The organism is bacterium (genome assembly GCA_021108215.1).
Lineage (GTDB): Bacteria > Oederibacteriota > JAAXVQ01 > JAAXVQ01 > JAUVAV01 > JAIORK01.
This window is the reverse complement of the sequence record JAIORK010000016.1, coordinates 38,780-57,649: the sequence shown is the minus strand read 5'-3', so window position 1 is coordinate 57,649 and position 18,870 is coordinate 38,780. Positions and strand designations below refer to the sequence as shown.

The window sequence follows — 18,870 nt, the reverse complement described above, 5'->3', positions numbered from 1 at the left end:
CCTCTCGTTTCCCGATTGCTTCAACTCCATTCTAACCTTTCCTCCTGATTGGAGGTCCGACATTATTTATACCCTTACAATCAACGTATTAAAGCCACTTTCTTCTTCTGGTTCAAAATCACCTTGCCGCTGCCATCCGTAATCACGATCCGACAGAAATAAATACCCGGTGCCACATTGACGGCGTTCCAGGCCGTGCTCAATGTCTGACCGGTGCCGCCATTGACATGCTCGGTGATATTGGCCACGCGCTCACCGGTCAGCTTGTAGATGTCAATGACCACTTTGCCTGCACCGCTGATGGTATAGGCAAAATTCACCTTACTGCGGGCCGGATTGGGATAGACTGCTACCTGTTTTTCTTCCACAAACGGTGTGCTTGTCGGGATCAGGGTGGGTGTGGATGTCAGGGTTATACTGGGAACGGAAGTACTGGCTATCACTGGGGTAGGTGTCATGGTCCTGGTTTTTGTGATCGGCCAGGTCGGTGTACACGTCAACGTGGATGTTGGCGTGGAACTCGCTGTCGGACTGGGTGTTACGGTCGGTGAGTAGTAAGGCGTATTTGTTGAAGTCGGTGTATTCGTAAAAGTAAGTGTATGGATCTGGGTCTGTGTATTCGTGGCTGAAGGCGTAAAGGTTGTCGTTATGGTTCGGGTGGGTGTGACCGTGACTGAGGGTGTCGCAGTATTGGTAAACGTCAGGGTGACAGTTGGCGTGGGTGTGGGTGGTGGTTCACGTATAGCGACAAAATCCACTTCAAAAGCAGTTCCAGGCAGACCTTCCACAGTCAACTGAATATAATATTGATGCATCCCGGTCCAACCCATGACCGTGGCGTAATTGAAAACGAATATCCCGGTGTTGCTCTGGCTTGAACACAAATCCCTATACTGCCAAGCACCATTTATTTCCTGAATGCCGATCTTCCAGGCGGTTGACGGAGAAACAAAAATCACCCGCACTTCCACATGGCTATAAACGCTTGTATTGCAGTAAATCTCCGGCGATTCAACTTTTCCCCAGGTGCTGTCCGCGGTGCGGGATACCGCTGCAATGGAAAATTGTTCTGTATAAGCGATGTCCGCATTATAGTTGGGAAACACGGTATCATCCCGCCAACCTGGCGGCTGCGCACCAGGCAAGCCATATTCAAAATCATCCCGCCAAAATTGATATGAAGGTGTGCTGGTAGGCGAAAGTGTTGGGGTTGGCGTCGCGGTCTCAGTAAGGGTAGGACTGGCGGTCCAGCCCGGGAGAGAGAGACCCATTATAAAGATTGTGAACAGGAGCAATACCCATCGGTTCATTGTATCCCTCCAGCAAAACATGTTTTTCATTATTTTGCGGGTTCACCTTAAGTATATCGTTTAATTGACCAAAAGTATATTCGATCCCCCTCCTATCAAGTTAGACTGGATAAAACCCAAATAATTTCAATGTTTTTTCAATAATTTTTTCTGATTTTTTTAAGTGAGGAACACCCAACAAGTGATCAGGCGTCCTGATCAGCAAGCATTCTTGCAGTCAGAATGTTATCCCGGTATATGGCATTGATGTTTATTGTATTAAAGCCACCCTGCACCACGTTGAATGCAGGGTGGCTGATGAGCGTTTTTACTGAATCAAAGCTACTTTCTTCTTCTGGCTCAAAATTACCCTACCACTGTTGTCCGTGATCACAATCCGGCAGAAGTAGATACCCGGGGCCACATCAACCGCATTCCAGGCCGTGCTCAACGTCTGACCCGTGCCGCCATTAACATGCTCGGTGATTGTGGTTACACGCTCACCGGTCAGTTTGTAGATATCAATCCGCACCTTGCCCGCACCCTCAATGGTATAGGCAAAGTTCACCTTACCGCGCGCGGGGTTGGGATAGGCGGTCACCTGTTTTTCTTCCACAAACGGTGTCCCGGTCGGAATCAAAGTTGATGTGGCGGCCAATGTCGGCTCCGGCTCAACTGTGGGTGTATCAGAGGATGGTGTGGCCGTGGGATCCGGTGTGAGTGTACCTGTCATCGTTGGAGAAGGCGTGAATGTTGGGGTCAGCGTCACAGATGGTGTTACTGATGTCGGTTCAGGTGTTGGTGTTGACGTCCACACCAAAATACCTGCTGCCATCGCAGCCTCTATTTCCTGCTCCAGCAATTCATTACCCACGGTCTCAGCTTCGCCATCAGTCTCAAAATTCATACTCTCAAATTCTTTTTCATCAACGACATCTACCGTGGCTGCACCAACCCACCATTCAGGAACAACAATGATCGGGAAATAGCGTTTGCCACCCAGGCCTTGGTTATCCACCCGGATGATATTGACACGCCACACCTCATTCCCGGCAGTAAAGACCGTACTGGCAGGTTCTCCGTTTGGCCCGGTGGTTGCATAGGCATCAACACTGCCATTGAACCGACCTGTACCGTGGCGCACATAATAATGCATCGCGATATTAGGTTGTCTAACCCAGTTGTAAAGGGAAACTGCCAACAGATCCTGCGAGTGGCCTGGATACATACGGTAAGAAATCGCCGGCCATGCTCTCACCTTCTGCGGGGAAAGCGGGGTCGATGTTGCTGTCGGTGAAGACACACCCGGTGTGGATGTCATGGTCGCACTGGCGGTCAGGGTTATGGATGCTGTTGCTGTGAGTGTCGGCGTATAGGTTGCCGTGTCTTCCGGAGTACTGGTTGGCGTAGCGGTATACGTTGCCGTGTCTTCCGGTGTATTCGTCGGCGTCACCGTATAGGTTGCTGTATCTTCCGGCGTACTCGTCGGCGTCACCGTAGAAGTTGCCGTGTCTTCCGGTGTATTCGTCGGCGTCACCGTAGAAGTTGCTGTATCTTCCGGTGTATTCGTCGGCGTCACCGTAGAGGTCGCCGTGTCCTCCGGTGTATTGGTTGGCGTAGTAGTATAGGTTGCCGTATCTTCCGGCGTATTGGTTGGCGTAGTGGTATAGGTTGCCGTATCTTCCGGCGTATTCGTCGGCGTCACCGTAGCGGTTGCTGTATCTTCCGGTGTATTCGTCGGCGTCACGGTTGAAGTCGCCGTGTCCTCCGGTGTGTTGGTTGGCGTAGTGGTATAGGTTGCCGTGTCTTCCGGTGTATTAGTCGGCGTAAAGGTAGCTGTCAATGTGATGGTTGCTGTATACGTCGGCGTTGGTGTTCCCAATACCGGTTCTTCATTGAAACGATCTCCAAAAGTGTCTTTTGCATAATTCCATATTTTCACATTATCCATTGAACCTCTAACACCGTCCCAGCCACCTGTGGTATCCCCGTCAAAATTACATAACCACAAATACGGTGTATCCATAGTTACTGGTATATCCGGTGTTATAGCATCATTCCAGGCACCAATCCGGGTCCCGTTTTGATACACAGCTAGAGTGTATTGCCCTTCAATCTGCCCGGCCTGATCCCATACAAAAGCCAGGTGATTTAACTCACCAGCTGAAAACGGAATAACTGTTGCATGGTGCTGATAACCGCCGATACCCTGATCATCCACATAATTATAAGTGATTGTAAAATGTTCCCACCCGGGATGATAAGAACCGCCAATTCTCATTTCTCCGTATTGAAGCACACCGCCATCACTGCTTCCCCAAAAACGGGAATTATTGGAAGCCGCGCCTTCATTGTAATTAAAATTAGGTTTCCACCAAAACTCCACACAGCCCTTTTTCTGGTCTAAAATCGAACTGGTGGTTTGTAAATATTCATTTTCAGAATTAAAATAAATTCCATTATTAAATTGATTTGGTTCGTAATTAGTTATTCCGTGAATTTCAAAACCGGGGCCAATCTCGCTTGTTTCAACTTCCGGATCAGAATCCAATTTGTTCCACAATACAATCCCAGGTGTGACTGTCGCAGTCGGTGTCTCGGTATAGGTTGCGGTCGGCAGCGGTGTGTCTGTCTCGGTCGGCTGAGGTGTGTCTGTCTGGGTCACGGTCAATGTTGATGTCACAGTCGGAGGCGGTCCGAGCCGGTAGATGCGCACCTGATCAGCTGTGATACCTGATCCGGTTGCGCCCTCCACAATAATCTCCACACTGAAGGTATGGAACCCGCTCCAACCTGTGGCTGTGGCAAAGTTATAACTAAACGTCCCAGTCCCGGTCTGGCTCCCGGACAGGTCAAAATGTACATAACTGCCTTCCTGCTCCTGAATGCCCAAACGCCAGGAAGCTGTGCCAATAATTCCGGTCATATCAATCTCAATCATGGGATACGCGGTCACATCCACGGTCTGATTCGGAGAGAGCACCTTCCCGTATGTGTTTTCAGCTGTGCGCGTGATTGCTGCCCAGGAATTCGTATACGAATAATCGATGTGCGCATCAAACGCTGCATTCTGATCTTCATCCGCCCAGTTGGTTACCTGAGTTCCGGCTGTACCCACAAAATGGTCCTGCCAATAGTTGGTCTCTGCTATCTCGGTTGGCGTCACGGTCGGGCTGGCAGTCGGGGAACTGGTTACAGTGGGTGTCGGCGTCGGGGTGGGCGTGATGGTTTCTGTCGGTGATTCTGTATGCGTCGCGGTCGGTGTAGCAGTCAGTGTCGGCACGCCGCCGATACGGTAGATGCGCACCTGATCAGCTGTGATACCTGATCCGGTTGCGCCCTCCACAATAATCTCCACACTGAAGGTATGGAACCCGCTCCAACCTGTGGCTGTGGCAAAGTTATAACTAAACGTCCCAGTCCCGGTCTGGCTCCCGGACAGGTCAAAATGTACATAACTGCCTTCCTGCTCCTGAATGCCCAAACGCCAGGAAGCTGTGCCAATAATTCCGGTCATATCAATCTCAATCATGGGATACGCGGTCACATCCACGGTCTGATTCGGAGAGAGCACCTTCCCGTATGTGTTTTCAGCTGTGCGCGTGATTGCTGCCCAGGAATTCGTATACGAATAATCGATGTGCGCATCAAACGCTGCATTCTGATCTTCATCCGCCCAGTTGGTTACCTGAGTTCCGGCTGTACCCACAAAATGGTCCTGCCAATAGTTGGTCTCTGCTATCTCGGTTGGCGTCACGGTCGGGCTGGCAGTCGGGGAACTGGTTACAGTGGGTGTCGGCGTCGGGGTGGGCGTGATGGTTTCTGTCGGTGATTCTGTATGCGTCGCAGTCGGTGTTGTAGTCGGAGTCACAACCTCATCTGCGACAGGCAGCATGGGTTCATGCCCGGCCTGGACAAACTGGAGATCCTCAATATAAGAGCGATACTTACCGGGATTGGACGGTTCGTCAAAACCAACCATCACACGCTCAATCACTTTACCTGCCAATGAGGAGAGGTCCACCTCCACATAGACCCATTGATTGTAAGCATCAAGTCTGGCAGCCGGATGGATGTTCACACCATGCTGATCTGTGATGCCCTGATTGCGCAGCTCGGTCCCATCCGTACAGGCAAAATCAATCGCAATGTGATTGTTGGTCACCTCGGCATTGGCAAAATGGTAAATACGGTAGACCATACGCATACCGGTCTCAATGGTGATGTTGTGATACGGCTGGAGGGTCTCATTGGCCAGCCAGTAATAGCAATGCGCCGGTGCTGCCGTCGCATTCCCGGCCACCATAAGATAATACTTGCCGCGATATGCCGACACCCCGGCATCACCATCCTGGCGCGGGCTGCACTCAGGTGGTAAATAAGACAAAAATCCCTCGACATTCCCTGAGGCAAACACTGAATTTCTATATCCGAAGATCTCACCGGTCTCCCAATTGGTGCGCAACGGTTCCACCCCCGGTGGATTACCCTGGAAGATTTTCAAGCGGTCGATAAAGGCCTGGTAATGTTCCCCATTGGCACCGGTGTCAAAACCCACCCGGATTTCATTGATGGTCAAACCTGCCAAACTGGAAAGGTCTGCTTCTACATAAGTCCACTCGTCAAATTCAACATTGCGGTACGCCGGATGCATCAAGATCCCGCGCTGATCTGCAATCCCCTTATTGCGCAAGGCCGTGCCGTCATTGAAGATCATGTCAATACTGACATGGGTATTGCCCTTGTCCTGTGCATCCTTTTTATTATAAATCCAGTAGGATAACCGTGTATCAGCTGTAATGGCAATCGGCGTATACCCGGCAAAACTCCCGTCATACAGTTGGTAATAACAATAAGCCGGATTGGCCGGGTTATCCACACTGCCGGAGACATAGAGATACTTGCCGCCTTCCAATGCTGTGACATCGGCATATCCCGAATCCTCTGCCCGGCAGACAGGTGATGCATCCGGTGCATACCCGGTTACATTCCCGGATGCGGCAATATTATTGGTATAGCCTTGAAGGTCGGTTACTTCCCAGCGGGTGAGCAAAGCATCTGTAATATGGAATGTTGGCAGCTTTGGTGTAACCGGCGTGATCTCTTTAACCAGACGCACATAATCCAGGTTCACAGTATCGCCAACCGTATCACCATTGAGCCAAATTTTGATCGAAAACCGTGTGAGAACACCCAGTGGAGTAGCATCATTAATATTAACTTGATATATTCCAGGTGCATTTAAATTGGAAAATGCCGGATAGGACTGATAACTTCCATGTTCGATCTGAATTTGAACATCGATATATGCATTTTCACTAACACTATCAATTTTTATTTCCAATGTATTGAAAACCTTGTTGTCATGCGCAGTTGTGGTGACATCCTCAAAAACCGGAGTCATCACGCTTCCATAAGCAGGCGACGTACTAACCAACGTCAGGTTCCCGCCGGTATTACCGTCGCCTGTCAGGGTGACATTGGTCAGGTTGCGCCATCCCGGCGGAATCACGCCACTCAGCATGGTGAAATCTTCATCAATCCCTTCCGGTTCACCCGGACCGCCGTACTGAAAAATATTGTTCGCATAATCGCCCAGCTTGGCGTAGCCATCCTCAAACAACTGACCTACGGTATACCAGCCGATTCCCAGATAACCATTGTCGCCCATCATCTGGAAAGCATCCGCCATCTCAAACTTATCATTGAACCCGGCATTTTCCCCATACTTCTCCATAGTATATTGATCCGCCAGCCAGGCATAGTAATGCGGTGCCGACCAGTCCGTATTCAGTTGACTGGTCTCCAGAGCCGGTTCATGTACCGGCGTGGTCTGCCAGTCATCTTCGCGCCATTGCTCGCCGCGCCAAATCGCCTGCATGGCGGTATTGGCAAACATCACATTTTTACGGTCTGTCAATTGCGCTAAATAACGATCCGGTACAAAACCGCGTGTCACCCAGTACTTATTTTTGGTCTGCCCGGTCAGATCACTATTCACCTCAGCCTCAACATCACCGGAACGCGTCATGTATCCGCCGCCCATTAAAATCAAGCGGCCGTCAAAGTGAGACTTGATCTCGGCAATCTGCCAATTGATAAAATCGGACATGCTCTGGTAATACCATTCAATAAATGCCTGAGCAGCGCTGGTATCATAAGTGAGACCGTCGGTAATGGATATCTGATCAAACTCCGCAGTACCGAGCATTGTTGTGCCGGTAAGATAAATATCAATGTAAGCTTTCGAAGTATAACTCACTGAGGTAAATGAAGAACTGGTGACGGTTGTCCAGGTACTGCTCGTGCTGGAAACATCGGCAACCGGTGTCCAGGTAAATGCCGCACTGGGTTGTGTTACTTCAATATGCGCCACGGTGTCTGCCGAGGTCACACGTACCGAACTGCTCAAGGTATAGCTGGTGTTGGGTTTCAAGACCACTGTCTGACGTAAATGATATTCACTCCCACCCGCATCCGGAGGACTACTATATTGTAAATAGTGAGAACCTTCAGGTGCAGCACCGGTCTGTATAACAGGTATCCAACCGGATGTATAAAATGTATCGAGCGTGCTTTCCCAATTGGCAATGGTGTTGCTGTACGCGGTATCTTCAAAACCGCCATTGACCACACGTTGACCAATCACGGTACTCAGATCAGATGCACCGGGTGTAAATGAGGCAGCCAAAGGATTGCTTGCAATTGCACTACGTGCATTGGCATCCCAGGCCCAATAACAATTACTATGGCCATAATAATCATTGGCCTCAGGATAAGCCACCTCTCCCCATTTACCCGGGGTGAGATAAACCGCCCAGAAATTGTTCCCCAAATCTGAAAAAACTTGGTTGATGTATTGACCGAATTCAGTCTGATAGGACGGATGCCAGATCGAAACAGCACCAACCGTCGGATCTGATCCGGGCAAAGAAGGATTTTCCGGGTCCCATTCAGAACCATATTGATTTTTAAAATGCGCATCAGGATATTGCGTCCAGTACCAGTCCGGTACTGGAAAAGGATTGATCCGCAAGATGATGGAAAAACCTTTTTCGCGAAGACGCTTGATCTCTTCTTTTTTCTGGTTGATGTAATCAAAATTGTAGGTACCATTGGCAGTCTCGTAGAGGTTCCAGCGGAGATAGACATTGCGCAACCGAATACCTGAGGTATATTCCTCATCCAGATAGGCGCTATCAGTGGGTTCACCGTGGTTGGAATTGCCTGGATTGGAAATGGATTCATCCCAGGCAGTGCCATAATAATAGGCCTGCGCCGGCGTAGTAAAAATCACTGCCATGAGAATAGCCAATACAACGAAAAAAGTAGGTTTTTTCATGAAAAATTCTCCCCTAAAAGTGGAATAACAATGTCTTACAATGTGGGAAGTAGAAAAAATCGGAATCCGTAAAGTATGAGAGGTGGAAAGTAAAACTATAGCATACTTTCAGAAAAATGCCATCACATCACTGACATTTTTCCATTGATTTCAAAGGTCAATCCTGAAAAAAACATCTTACGCGTGCTGCTATAGGTTGGACTCGGGAGGGAGAGAAATTATAACAAAAAACCCTGCACCACGCAGGGGCAGGGTTGGTACTTTAATTCAAAAAAATTACTCCACACAAAATCCAGTAGTAATGGCTTAATTTGAAAACCCTGCACCCAACGTGGTGCAGGGTTTTCAAAGAACAACATTTGTTCTAAAGAAAATTCACTGTCAGCGCAATCTGGTGGGAGATACCCAGATCCCCATAGGAAAGCATGGCATAATCAATATGAAACATGTTCAATTGCAGACCAACACCGGCGGTCAACCCGGTGACACCTTCTAAATCTCCGGTATCTTTAATTTTATAGCCCACACGAAGTGCCACCATTTTATTATAGATGTATTCGGTCCCGATATTGGCAGATGTGTAATTAGTATCCCCAAACGGCAAATTTACATCCAAGAGCGTACGCCAGATATCACCGGCTTTTAACTGGACTGGCAAAAGATACGCCACTCCAGCCTTCGCATTCATAGGCAGATCGGCATCCGCCAATTGCGTTCCAAGATTTTGTACTGCCAACCCTATCTGAAGCCCCTCAATGCCGGGCTTGATCATGCCGCCCAGGTCAACTGCCACTGCTGAATATGTTTCTGTATCAATGCTCTGAGAAATAAATTTCACGGCACCACCCACTGCCACACCCGGCATGATCCATTGTCCGTATCCAGCTGCAAATGTCATGACATACGGAGTAAATTCTCCAACAACCTCCGGAATTGTACCGTCGAAATCAACTTTTTCAAAAGTTCCGTAATTCAAATAGGTCATATTGATTCCCAACCCGGCGCCTTCAAACAGGGGTTGCGCGTACGCCAGATATTCCTGCGAGGTTTCCTGAATATAAATATTGTGCATAAAACCGACCTGATAATTGCTGATTTGTCCCAAACCGGATGGATTCCAGGCGAGAGCATTGACGTCATCTGCCAGACCTACAAAAGCCTCTCCCATGGCAACCGGACGGGCGCCCAGACCGAGTTTCAATTCCGATCCGCCGATCTGACCGATGGCATAATCAGTCTGGGCCGCCCAGACCACACCTCCGGAAGAAATGATAATAATCATTGCAATTAGGGAAACAATCATCTTTTTCATTATTCAATCCCCTCTCCATATTTTTTTCAGTTCCAGTCACGACTTCTACTTAATCAGACTGTTTTCCGGGATATTTATTACAATTTTTTTTATTTTATTTTCTACCCTGAACCACGTTGGGTTCAGGGTTTATTCACCATGCACCCAATGGAGTTCGTAGGGAATGGTCGCGACCATTCCCTACTTAATTAATGCGACCTTCTTCATCTGTCTAAACATTTCTTTCCCGCTGCCATCTGTGATCACGATCCGGCAGAAGTAGATGCCCGGCGCCACATCCACCGCATCCCAGGCAGTACGCAGGGTCTGACCGGTACCGGCATTGAAATGCTCGGTGACCGTTGCCACGCGCTCTCCGGTCAATTTGTAAATATCAATCACGACCTTGCCCTGGCCGCTGACTGTGTAGGCAAAGTTCACCTGACCGCGTGCCGGATTGGGATAGGCCATGACCTCTTTTGATTTCAACCAGGGTGTAGATGTCGCAGTGGGTGTCCGGGTCGCTGTCAGTGTGCTGCTCAACACTACTTGCGTTGGTGTCATTGTCGGGGTCAGTGTTGCGGTCATCGTCGGGGTCGGAGTGACAGTACAGGTTGGCGAATAGGAAACCGCAACCCCCATATAGGCTGAACCGGTGACCGTCTCTTCCTGACAAACCCTGATCTGATCCACTTCAATGCCTGCGCTTGAATCACCTTCCACTGTGATCTGAATGCGGAATGAATGCATACCCGTCCATCCGGTCACCGCAGCATAGTCATACGCAAACGTGCCGGTCTGGGTATGGCTCACATTGAGATCCCAGTACTGCCATGCGCCGTCCTCTTCCTGGATGCCCAGTTTCCAGGCTGTACTCGACAGCACTGTATCCACTTCGATTTCCACGTGGGTGTAGACCGAGGTGTCACAGGTAATAATCGAAGAGAGCACTTTGCCCCAGGTACTTTCCTGGGTACGTGAAACATCTGCGCTTGTGCCGCCGGTTGCATAGGCAATATGCGCATCAAAACCATAATCCTGCGATTCATCACGCCAATCCGCAGGTTGTTCACCCGGCGTTCCATCAAAAATATCGATATAGGCATTGGTCGCCACCGGTGTGACCGTCGGGGTGGGTGTCATACCCGATTGGCTGATGATAGAATCAAATACTGCTGTCCCGCCCTCGGAGATCAGCTGTATACCGAAATTTTTCACGCCACTCCAGCCGGTTGCCGATGGAATGTCGTAAGCATAAGTGCCTGCCACAGTTAATGATCCGCTCAGGTCATACTCTTCCCAACCGCTCTCCTGGCTGAATACCATGATCTTGGCCGTGCCTTGCGGGATATCGCTAATCACAACTTCCAGCATGGGATAGCTTGCCAGGTCCACACTCTGAGAATAGCTCAATACTTTGCCCCACTGCTCGCCGCTCACAGTCGTAAGTTCGGCCAGTCCATCAGTCACAGCATACTCAATCTCAGCATTATACCCTGCGTCATCAGTCTCATCGTACCATCCCGGCGGCTGATCACCGGCAACAGACGCCGGATTGTCATCAGAATAGCTAAAGATTTCATTCCAGATTCCGGTGGTACCCGGCGTAAACGTCGGTGTTACTGTCGGCGTAACCGTCGGTGTCGGTGTGGCCTGCAAACGCAATACCCGGACAAAATCACTTTCCACAAATGTCCCTACCGCGCCTTCCACACTTAAAACCACGCTGAAATTATGAATACCGGTCCAGGATGTGATCTCCTTATAATTATACACAAAGTTCCCGGTATCACTGCTGCTGGAATTTAAATTCCAGTACTGCCAGGCGCCTTCAGTCTCCTGAATACCGACTTTCCAGGTGGTGTCCGCTGAAATATTACTCACTTTGATCTGTACCATCGGGAAGGTATCCACATCGCAGTTTATCATGGAGGTTAATACCTTTCCCCAGGTCTCCTCTGCGGTCCGGCTTACCCGGGCCCAGGATGCGGTCTGGGAATAGTAGATGTCTGCATTGTAGTCACTATGCTCTGTCTCATCCTCCCAGGCTGATGGTTGCTCACCCGGCGTGCCGCCATTAAAATCATCCTCCCAGACATATTCCTGAGTAGGTGTGGCTGTCGTACTCGGGGTCGGGGTGGGCGTGTAGGTCGTAGCCGGTTGTCCAAGCATCGAGAGGAAGCTGTCTGACACACCACCGCCGTACGTGGATTGTTCAGCATTTGAGGTGACTGGGAAATTTTGCGAAGTGGTCCGCCCGGTCACGCAAAGCATATTATTCAATACCTGATACGCTGCCTTCAAATGGAAATTATCCAATCCCTCGTCCTGACTCCCGCCCAAACGTCCGGACCAGAGCAGATCACCGGTCGCGTTGAGATTGCTCACAAAAACATCATACCCGCCCAGACCGGTTTCTGATTCAGGGAAAACACTGGAATCGGTCATGCCTGTGATCCAGAGATTGCCTGACGTATCAATCGTGATATCCGTGCAGCCATCCTTTCCATCACCACCCAGGAAGGTGCTGAACGTAATGGAGCTGTAATTTGCGTTGAGTTTGACAGCAATACCGTCACGCGATCCGCCGCCAAAACCCGGCTGGATGCATCCGGCTGTGACAGCAAAATCCTGCTCTGACGTATCCCCCACCAGATAGATATTCCCTGCTGTATCAATCGCCATTTCAGTGAACGTCGTGGTCAAAGGACTGCTTTCCGGTCCGATGAACGTACTGTACAGGAAGGTGGAACCATCTGTACTGAGCTTGGTGAAATACCCGTCCGCACCCTGATTGGCACCCGGTACGCTGTTGGTTGAATCAAGCGCATCCTGAGTAACCGGGAAATTCGGTGACTGGGTATGGCCGGTCAGATAGGCTTCGCCATTTTTCACGATGATCGCATCAACCGGTTCCCAATACTGGCCGCCGAGGTACGTGCTATAAACAATCGTACCGGCCGCCATATTGAACTTGGTCACAAAGCCGTCGCCCATGCCGCCGAAAGTTTCCTGTGCCGCGCCGGATGTCACCGGGAAATTGCCGTGCGTGAAACCGCCCACATAGACAACATCACCCACGCTTTCGACATCAATACAGAATCCATAGTCATAAGCACTGCCACCTAAATAAGTACTGTATAACAATGTCTGACCGTCACTGGAAAGTTTGGCAATGAATGCATCACGCGCACCTCCCAAGGCGGTGTCATACGCACCGGCTGTGGTCGTGAAATCACTCGACCAGGTCGTACCGGTGATATAGATGTTGCCTGCACTGTCAGTTGTGATGCCGCGCACATTGTCATTGTCCGAGCCGCCGAAATACGTGCAGAAGACAACCGTCTGGCCGTCCGGCGCGTACTTGACCACAAACCCGTCATTGCCGCCGCCGTATGTTTCATCTACCACACCTGTGGTCACAGGCAGATCATTGGAGGTGGTAATACCGGCAATATAGATGTAGCCATTGGCATCCACATGCATGTCCTGCACCTTTTCCTCACTGCTCCCGCCATGGTAGGTGCTGTAATCCACGAAACTTGGAATCGCGGTCGCAGTGGGTATTGCGCTTGGGGTCGGGCTGACTGTCGAACTTGGACTCGTGGTTGGGCTTATTGTGATCGTCAGACTGGGACTCACCGTCGGGGTCACGGTACTGGTTGGGGTTGGGGTCGGAGTGGCTGTCATTGTTATAATTTGTGTCGGGGTCATTGTCGGCAATCCCTGCGTCAGGGTTATCCAATCGACCTTAATCGCCGCATACATTCCTTCGATGGTTAATTGAATATAAAAATCATGTTCACCTGACCAACCGGTTGTTTGTTGATAATCCAAATAATAGATGCCTGTACTATTCAAACTTGTCGTCAAATCCCAATAATTCCATGCACCGCCAATTTCCTGAATACCAATTTTATACGTTGCACCTTCTTTCACCCAAGAAACATCAACATTTAAATATGAATAAACACCGACATCACAATGCATTGGCGGCGAGAGGACTTTTCCCCATGATTCCATATAGGAACCAACATAGACCTCGCCGGCGCCATTGTACTGAATATCACCGTCGCATCCAGAATAATTAGAGTAGTCCTGCCACAAAACCGGTTGAACACCGTCGCTCCCATTGAAATCTTCCCGCCAATACTCACTCGGTAATGGCGTGGGTACAGCGGTGGGCGTTGCGGTCGGCACTGTGATGCCTCCTTCAATAAAGCGGCTGACAAATACTTTACGCCCATCATTTTCTTCCGTATATCCCACATACGGCAAACCCATACCATTACAAACATCCACACCGTGGACAACCTGACCGGATATACGGTCAAGATCCGGATCGGTCCGTTTCCATTCAATGCCATCCCATGCAAAAAGATACATCAATCCATTGCTCTGACAGACAACCGATAATGTGCTGGTTGTATCTGCCATACTTAGCCGGTCAATTGTGTTATTAGGATCAACCTGTAATGGTTGTCCAACCCACTCCCATGTCGAACCATTAAGCCGTTTGATCTGAACCGCCCGGCTTTCCAACCAAGCCACATGGATCATATTATTCCACAACACAATTTCCGGACCGGTGGCTGGATCGGCGCTATTCCGATTGAGAACACCACCATCCGCCGCCCAACCACTTCCTGTCCAATGTTTTACATAAATCTTATTTCCCTCAACCCACGTGACGTAAGGTGTTGTATTGAACAGTGCGATATCAGGATTGCCCGCATCATCGCCACTCACAATATTCAACCTCCCACCCATTTGCTGCCAAGTGCTACCGGACCAGCGTGTGACATAAACTTTCCAATTATTTGCCGGATAGGAGCGACGCTCCGCCCAGGTCACATAAGGGGTGTTGCTCATATCGACAGATAATTGGGGGTTCTCTGATTCATAATGTTCCCACTCGCCAATCAAACCTGGCAACTGCGTCCAGACCGCACCATTCCAGCGTTTGACATAAATACTTTCATTGAGATACCCGCCCTCTGCCCAGGTTGCATAAAGATAACCACCGGCAGAAACAAGCTCAGGAACAGAAGCCTCTCTTGTGTGATCATTTGGATACATATTCAGTTTGGTGCCGCATAATTCCCATTGACCTTGGCCGATGTATTGTTTTACAAAAATGTCCTCAACCAATCCGCTGTGCTCTATCCAGGTTGTATAGGGGTCATTCTGATATACCTCAATTGATGGCCCACTCGCATTAAGCGTAATATTGAAATTAAACGAATCACCTATATTTTCCCAAGTGCCGTTCACCCGAGCGGGCGCGGCTTTAATCTCAATATAGTCAAGAACAGCGGTGCCGCTTTTTTGCGTATCATTGGGCCAAAACTTGATGGAAAAACGAGACATATCCGTGCCGGACGGCACTACGGTGCCTAAATCAATGGTATAAACACCCGGCGCCGAAACACTCACACCGGAAAAACTCTGAAAGGAACCGGTTTCTTGTTGAATGTTAACATCCAAGTGATCCAGGTCCATGGCAGCGATCTTGAATTCCAAAATGGAATAAGCGGCAATATCCAAATTTTCAATTATCGGGGTGATGACATCGCCGTAGGTATCGATGGACCCCAATGTGATCACAGCCTGATTCGTGCCGTTTTGCTCAATCCGGGCATTGTATTCACCCCAGGCTTTACGGTCCCGCCAGCCGGTTGGCATTTCGTTTGCCGCGCCGGTAAATTCCTCGGCCCAACCACTCGGAGAAGGTGTTGCCACCGGAATGGGTGGATGCTGGACCAATTTGACATAATCAAAATCAACTGTATTCCCGGCAATTTCTTTCAACCAAAATTTCATGGTGAAAGCAGACGTATCTTTTCCCGGCGCAAAATCGCTGAAGCGCACACGGTAAAGACCGGGCACATCAAAATAATTAAACTTACTGTTATATAAATACTCGCGATTGCTTTCCCGCTGTTGCTGCAATCCAAATTCCAGAAAAGCTCCAGGGGTCATATCGGTAATGAGAAATTCAATCGCGTCGTAGGTTCCCTGATCAAAATTAGCCACCACCGGACTCTGGATATCACCATAGGTTCCCGATACCAGTGTGCCTTTGGCTGTGGTGACCCCGTCACCTGTAAAAGTGATGTGTGACCCGCCGGTTTTCCAGGTATCCGGCGTGGTATCAAACGCGCCAATAAAATCTTCGTCAAACGTCTCCGGGGTATTCGTGAATTTCAAATCATCAATGTACACCCGGTATTTGTCCCCGTGGCTGCTGTAATTCGGATCATCAAAAGCCATCCAGACCTGTTCAATGGTCTGACCGCTCATGGCGGAGAGGTCGACCTCGACATAATTCCAGGCATTGGGGGTGAGGTGATCATGCCGCTGCGCCGGATGAACATAATGGCTGTTCTGATCAAGCAGCACCGGGCTGATCGCACCTGAGGGCACGGAATGGTCACGCAAGGCCGTACCATCGGAAAAAATCAAATCAACCGCTACCGAGCGGTTGCCGTCATCCGGATCACCGGCATCATCATACGGATAAATCCAGTAACACAACTTCGTCTCTGCGCCAATGGTGATATCGTGATAAGGCAGGAGAAAATCATTGTACAGCCAGTAATAACTGTTCGGATTACTTGCGCCGCTGCTTGCCTTTCCGGCAACTACCAAAAACCCATCCCCAGTACGCGTATCAACGCCTTGACTGTTTCCCTGCCATGTACGGGTACACAAAGGCAGGCCAAACTCGGCAGGATCATAAGATTCTACATTATAAAGGGAGTTATAAATATTATCGTATCCCTGCGACTCATACCACTCCCAACCGGTCTGGAGAGGCAAAATGCTTCCACCTGTGGGTGCTTTGGGCATGAGGTTATTATATTGCGTGATCTGGTCTGCGTAATTGAGAATATTGGCACCCTGAGACGGTTCAAACAATTGTCCCAGCGTATACCAGCCCAAGCCTTCATAATTATTCTCCTGCATATTCTGAAACACATCATTCATCTGATCGAGATTATTGGCACCGCCGTTCTCACCATACAGGGAGGTGCCCGCACCCATGATTTCACGCGCGATCTCGGCATAATACTTTGGCGCCGACCAGTCACTTTGCAACAGACTTTGGTTCCACGCCGCACCGGCTGTGCGATTGGCATTTTCCCAATCATTCCACACAACTTCCATGCCGGTATTGGCAAAGTAAACATTGGTCAGATTGACTGTCGAATCATCAACCAGTAATTGTAAATATCGGTCCATGGCAAATCCGCGGCTGACCCAATAGGCATTCTTGGTTTTACCGGAGAGATCATTGTTGATCTCCGCTTCAATATCACCGGGCCGGGTGGCATCACCGCCGCCCATGAGAATTAATCGTCCGTTGTAATGCTCGCGCAGTTCTGCAATCTGCCATTTCACAGCATTGGCCAGACCTTGATAATACCAGTTAATGAACTGCTCCGCCTGGCTGTGGTCTGCCGTAGGATTGACTGTATCCAATACTGAAATGGCATCAAAATCAACTGTGCCTGATCCGCCGGTCAGATAAAGATCGACCTGCACATAGGCGGCATCCGCCTGCGTGGTAAAATTCTGACTGACCTGATTCCAGGTACTTAGCGTGCTGGTAAGCGTAATGGGTGTACCCACCGTACTGCCCTGATCATCTGTTTGCCGCAATACAATGGTACCCGTCTCTCCGCCTTGCGCGCGAATATAACCACTTAAATCATAATTTGTACTGACCCGCACAGGCATCTCCTGGCGGAGATAATATTGCGATCCACTCAGGCTCTGATAACGTAAAAAATGCGATCCCGTGGCAGCCTGGGCAACATCATTGATCACGCTTGGATTCCACGCACCCTGATTATGACAATCACGCGAACTCCACCAGTTGGCAATCGTATTGGAATACGTCGTATCTTCAAACCCGCCATTAACTGTACGCTGTCCCTGACCTGCCATCTCCGTTGGTTCCCAACCGGCTACCGGACATGCAGCCTGGGCATCCATATCAAATCCCCAATAGCTGTTCCAATGGCGGTAATAATCCACTCCCAAACCGTCCTGATTGGCAGGATCAGGCGGCGGCATGGTAGCCTCATTGTACCTTCTGGTTCGCTTCACAGGATTACGGCCCGGAAAAGCCACTTCCCCGAACTGCCCGCTGGAAATATAGATGGCCCAAAAATTATTTACATTGATTTCCGGATCGCTATTAAGCGTAGTGATGACCTGTTCAATATAAGTGCGTACACGGCTCTCATAATTGCTGTCCCAGATACTGACCTGGGAATTGTCTTTTTCCATGTAATCAACATTGTATTCCGCTTTCATGAGCGCCTTAACCTGTTCCTCATCACCTGGCAGGGAGAGGCCATGGGCTGTGGCGACCTGCTGCATTAATTGTGGAATATAAGTGTCCGGTTCCCATGCCTCATCATATTGGTTCTTGAACCGGCTGCCGCTCTCATTAAGATACCAATCAGGCACAGGAAACGGATTGATACGCAGAACAACATCAAAATTACCGTCCTGGAAATGTTTGATTTCCGCCTTTTTTTGATTGATATAGTCCGTATCCCAAGTGCTGATCCCGGTCTGGTAGCTGTTCCAGCGGATGTAGACATTGCGGGTTGATATACTGCGGTCTTTCTCATCCGCCAGATAAAGATGATCCACCGGTTTCCCGTGCCAATTGGTGTCACCGGGGTTGTAATGCGATTCATCCCAGGCGGTTCCGAAATGATACGCGTTCCCGGGTACTATAAATGCAAATACCGTCGCAACCAAAATGCTCATCACTACTAAAGATTTCAATTTCATTTCCCCACCCCCGGATTAATCTCTTTACAACAAACTATTTCATTTCCGACTACTATGTGACTAACCAAACAAATTTTTATAACCACAGTTTCGATTTTTTTTAGGAAGAGTCTCATGCAACCACCTTGGAATTT

The 18,870-nt window shown here is 49.4% G+C and carries 4 protein-coding genes; all 4 read right to left on the bottom strand.

Features of this window, described 5'->3' with window-relative positions:
* Positions 1-80 precede the first annotated feature (80 nt).
* Positions 81-1,310 (bottom strand): T9SS type A sorting domain-containing protein, encoded by a 1,230-nt coding sequence (locus tag K8S19_03175; protein MCD4812678.1) that lies wholly within the window; start codon positions 1,308-1,310, stop codon positions 81-83.
* Positions 1,311-1,617: 307 nt separating this feature from the next.
* The gene (locus K8S19_03170) at positions 1,618-8,631 is read right to left on the bottom strand and encodes a T9SS type A sorting domain-containing protein (protein ID MCD4812677.1); all 7,014 of its coding nucleotides are present in this window, start codon (positions 8,629-8,631) and stop codon (positions 1,618-1,620) included.
* Positions 8,632-8,995: 364 nt separating this feature from the next.
* Positions 8,996-9,943: a PorV/PorQ family protein gene (locus K8S19_03165; GenBank protein MCD4812676.1), complete on the bottom strand. Its 948-nt coding sequence runs from the start codon at positions 9,941-9,943 to the stop codon at positions 8,996-8,998.
* A 180-nt stretch (positions 9,944-10,123) separates the two neighbouring features.
* Positions 10,124-18,736, bottom strand: a complete 8,613-nt coding sequence (locus K8S19_03160; protein ID MCD4812675.1) for an SBBP repeat-containing protein — start codon at positions 18,734-18,736, stop codon at positions 10,124-10,126.
* Positions 18,737-18,870: the final 134 nt, after the last annotated feature.